The following is a 3,998-nucleotide window of genomic DNA, read 5'->3' as shown; positions in this document are numbered from 1 at the left end:
CTCACCTGATAAATTTCTTAAATATTTATTACTAAAGTAGTATCCTAGATCCCAGACTGGGGTGACAAGAAAAGAAGATACTTGGATGACACCATTGTTGACTGGCAAAACGGTATCTTTAATTTGTCCTATTACCATTAGGATTTGGTATCATCACACCACAGAGCACATACTACTAAACCTCATGGAAAAAACTATTTACTGAAATTTTACCGAGACAGGAGACAATTAGGTATGAAATGAAGATTATTGAAAAAATAGTGAGAGATTTCCTTATAGCTCTATTTACAGTTTTGATTTTCTTTTATGCATTTGACGCGCATGCTGGTAGAGCAATAGATGTAATGTGTAATGTAATAGATTACATTGGTGGAATAGGGGGACTAGTGATTACACTAATAATAATTGGCGCAAGCTTGCTTGCAATATTTGGTAGAATGCCTTGGCCTGCGCTTCTTTCACTTGGTATGTTTTCTGCTGTGTTTTTTGGTGCTTCTGCAATTGTAAAAAAGGTAACAGAAAAAGAAGTTTATTGTCCTAAGGGTCAAATTTTGCATCAAGGAAAGTGCTTTGTTGTTGTTTCTGGATACAATTGCCTACTATCGTATCCATGGTGGCAATGTGCTGCTGGGTATTTACAATCTAAAAAACATAGAGTACAAATCATTAGATAAGCTGGCAGCAATGCTTGGAGCGGCTGTTTTCTGGCTACACAATAAAAAAATGCTTCTACTGAGCTATTTTAGAAATAAAAATGGTGCTTTTATAAGAAAAACCTAACTATTCATCACACCACAAAGTATATAATTGACATCCACACCTTTAGTCAAATTCCACTCACGCTTCATTACGTTATACTCCATGCCAGCCATGTTTTGTAGCGTGACATTATTTTCTCTTAGGTGATTTGCAATTTCTGATGGCTTGAGAAACTTGTTCCAGTTATGTGTACCTTTTGGCAGCCAGTTTAATATGTACTCTGCACCAATTATTGCAAGACAGAAGGATTTGATAGTTCTATTTATTGTTGATACAAATATTAGTCCCTCTGGCTTTAGTAGTTCTATCGCTTTTTTCATGAAAAGCTCTAAATTATCCACATGCTCAACTACTTCCATAAGTAGAATTACATCATACTTTTTGTCATTTTTCAGCTCTTCAATGCTGGTGTGTGTGTATTCTATGTTTAATCCTACTTTTTTTGCATGTAACTGTGCTACTTTTATGTTTTCTTCGCATACATCTATTCCCGCAACGCTAATGCCAACCCGAGCCATTGATTCTGACAAAATGCCGCCACCACACCCAACATCAAGCAATGATAATTCCTTTAAATCGCATTTTTTTAACTCTTTTATTTTCTCAATAATGTATGATACTCTCACGGGATTCATCATGTGTAATGGCTTAAATTTGCCATTTTCATCCCACCACTCGCCTGCTATTTTAGCGAATTTTGATACTTCATCTTCATTATAAGTCTGTGTTTTTTTTTTCTTACTAGAAGAGGTCATATTGCTGAGTTTATCAAGGCGTTTTTTATGTCTACTTTCTTTTGAAAACTCTGTCTCGAGGAATTGCTTGATTATGTCTTTCGCTAATCCACTCGTAGTAAACCCCGCACCAAGACACAGTACATTTGCGTTGCCATGCTCGCGAGCTAATTTTGCAATCTCAACACTATTACATAAAGCGGCGTAGATTCCTTCAAAACGATTCGCTACGGTACTCATACCGAGACCTGTACCGCAAATTAATATCCCATAATTTGCTTTTTTATTTGTTATATCTTCCACAACTTTGACAGCATAGTCTGGATAATCTACACTTTTTTGCTTAGCAGTGCAGCCACGATCTATCACTGCATAACCCAAGGTTTCCAGGTAAAGCTTTATCTCTGATTTTAATTCATAACCGGCGTGGTCTGAGGCAATTGATATTACATCTGACATATAAGAAACTATGACTTAAAGGCATCTAACATGGGTAATTTATTTTGGGTTTTTTGTCAAGCCATCCAGTGCTCCTGATCTTTCTAAAGCTTCGGAGCTTGAAATAAATTTCGAGTCAGGAGAGCATAAATTCTGTATAATTTTTATTCTACCACTCATTCGATAAGTAAGATGGATTACATAGATATTATAAAATCAAGACTGTTGCTATCTGACATAGTGGGTAAGAAGGTCAGGCTGACAAAAAGCGGAGATAATTTCATGGGGCTTTGCCCATTTCATAACGAAAAAACTCCGTCTTTTTTTGTGAGTAATACTAGGGGATCGTATCACTGTTTTGGCTGTTCTGCTCATGGCGATGTGTTTGAGTTTGTTTCACAAACTGAGGGCTTAAGCTTTAAAGAAGCGTTGGAAAGGCTAGCGTCGGTTGCAGGTGTTGAGTTACCTAAAAACCTCAATATTACCAAAGAAAGCGACAAATTATTTTCAACGCTGAGTTTAGCTGCAAACTGGTTTGCACAAAAAAAACAAGGTGTTATGGCTTATTTAAGGCAGCGCAAGATCTCACCTGAAATCATAGATAAATTTAAGATAGGCTATGCGCCAAACTCTGGCTTGAAGGAATATTTGAACTCCTCTGGTATTAAAGACGAGATTTTGATTGATGTTGGCTTAATAAATAAGAATTCTCGTGATTATTTCTATGATCGGCTGATATTTCCTATACACAATATCGCGGGCAAAGTTATTGGTTTTGGCGGACGTGCACTGAGCTCTGAGCAACAGCCGAAGTATTTAAACAGCCCAGAAAGTCAGCTCTTCAAAAAGAGGGAGAATTTATACGGGCTAAACCTTGCCTTAAGCGAAATACGTAAAAAACAACACATATTTGTTGTTGAAGGGTATATGGATGTAATAGCACTACATCAAGCGGGGATTAGCAATACAGTTGCCCCGCTTGGCACTGCAATTTCTGCAGAACAGATAAAAAACCTGTGGAGATTTGCTAAAGAAATCTCCATCTGTATGGATGGCGACAGTGCTGGACGTCGCGCCGCTATCAGAGTTGCGGAATTTGCTCTTCCGATACTCAAGCCTGGGTATACATTGAAGTTTGTGACTTTGCCAAGCGATAAAGACCCATACGATATATGCAATGAGCTAGAATATAAAAAAGAAGACGTACTTTCCGGGCTTGACCGCTCAACAGAACTGCATTCTGAATATTTATGGCACCACATAGTCAATAGTAGCCTGCAAGGCTACAAAAACCTTGCTCCGGAAAAATATTCAGTTCTTGAACACAAGTTCATGGAATACGTCAATGCTATCGGTAACAGCAGTATTAGAAGGTATTATAGAGATTATTTTTATAATAAGGCCAGTGAACTAAGAAGAAGCTTCAAAAAACAGATTTTTAACAGTAAAATTAGGGCAACAAAAGGTGAATATCTGCGCAACAAATCTCCAGAGCTAATCGAAGCAGAGCAAAATCAAGCCATAATTCTGCGTATAGTAATAGAATTTCCCGAGATCTTACACCATCCTATATTTTTTGAGCAATTTTCTCATTTTGAGTTTACCAATGCCAAGATGAAAAAATTACAACAGCGTATAATTGATGTGGCAAATAATGGCAGCGAACTCAACAGAGAGGCTTTATTACAAGAGCTTGGACAGTCTAGTAGTGCTGAAACTGTAAGGTTTATATTTGAAAAAACTAGCGTATTAAATAGCCAATTAAACGAGAGAAAATCAGCAGAAATTGTGTGGAATAACATAGTGTTACGAAAAGAATTAAACGTGTTACAAGAAGAAAAAATCAAAGCAAGGCTAGGCGGTAATTTTGACCTAGAGGAAAGGCTAATAGAGCAAATAAAGCAAGTAGAGGATAGTATACAGGAAATGCAAATGGAGTTTATTCAAAAATAGACGGATTAAATGCAAAATTTGCTTGATAAATTCCAACAATTTCATTATTATAACACTAAGGGTATTTCTGACTCAAAACTTGTTTTTGATCTGCAGGCTCAATGACAAAATTCA

Annotated in this window: 3 protein-coding genes; 2 read left to right on the top strand and 1 reads right to left on the bottom strand. The window is 36.8% G+C overall.

Annotated elements, in window-relative coordinates:
• Positions 1–239: 239 nt before the first annotated feature.
• Positions 240–674 (top strand): TrbC/VirB2 family protein, encoded by a 435-nt coding sequence (locus DM84_RS05265; protein ID WP_250778887.1) that lies wholly within the window; start codon positions 240–242, stop codon positions 672–674.
• Positions 675–776: 102 nt separating this feature from the next.
• Here the strand turns inward: DM84_RS05265 and ubiG are convergent, their stop codons facing one another.
• Positions 777–1,952, bottom strand: coding sequence for a bifunctional 2-polyprenyl-6-hydroxyphenol methylase/3-demethylubiquinol 3-O-methyltransferase UbiG (ubiG, locus tag DM84_RS05260; RefSeq protein ID WP_250778886.1), 1,176 nt, complete (start codon positions 1,950–1,952; stop codon positions 777–779).
• A 171-nt stretch (positions 1,953–2,123) separates the two neighbouring features.
• On the opposite strand from ubiG, the gene dnaG reads away from it, so the two are divergent.
• Entirely contained in the window at positions 2,124–3,884 is a 1,761-nt protein-coding gene (dnaG, locus tag DM84_RS05255) for a DNA primase (RefSeq protein ID WP_250778885.1), read from the top strand.
• Positions 3,885–3,998: the final 114 nt, after the last annotated feature.

The organism is Wolbachia pipientis (assembly GCF_023661085.1).
Classification (GTDB): Bacteria; Pseudomonadota; Alphaproteobacteria; order Rickettsiales; family Anaplasmataceae; genus Wolbachia.
The sequence above is the reverse complement of the archived record's forward strand: the minus strand, read 5'-3'. Positions and strand labels throughout refer to the sequence as shown.

Excerpts from the sequence above, each read along its gene's own strand:
- DM84_RS05265 (WP_250778887.1), top strand. The coding sequence starts at position 240 with ATGAAGATTATTGAAAAAATAGTGAGAGATTTCCTTATAGCTCTATTT.
- ubiG (WP_250778886.1), bottom strand. The coding sequence starts at position 1,952 with ATGTCAGATGTAATATCAATTGCCTCAGACCACGCCGGTTATGAATTA.
- dnaG (WP_250778885.1), top strand. The coding sequence starts at position 2,124 with ATGGATTACATAGATATTATAAAATCAAGACTGTTGCTATCTGACATA.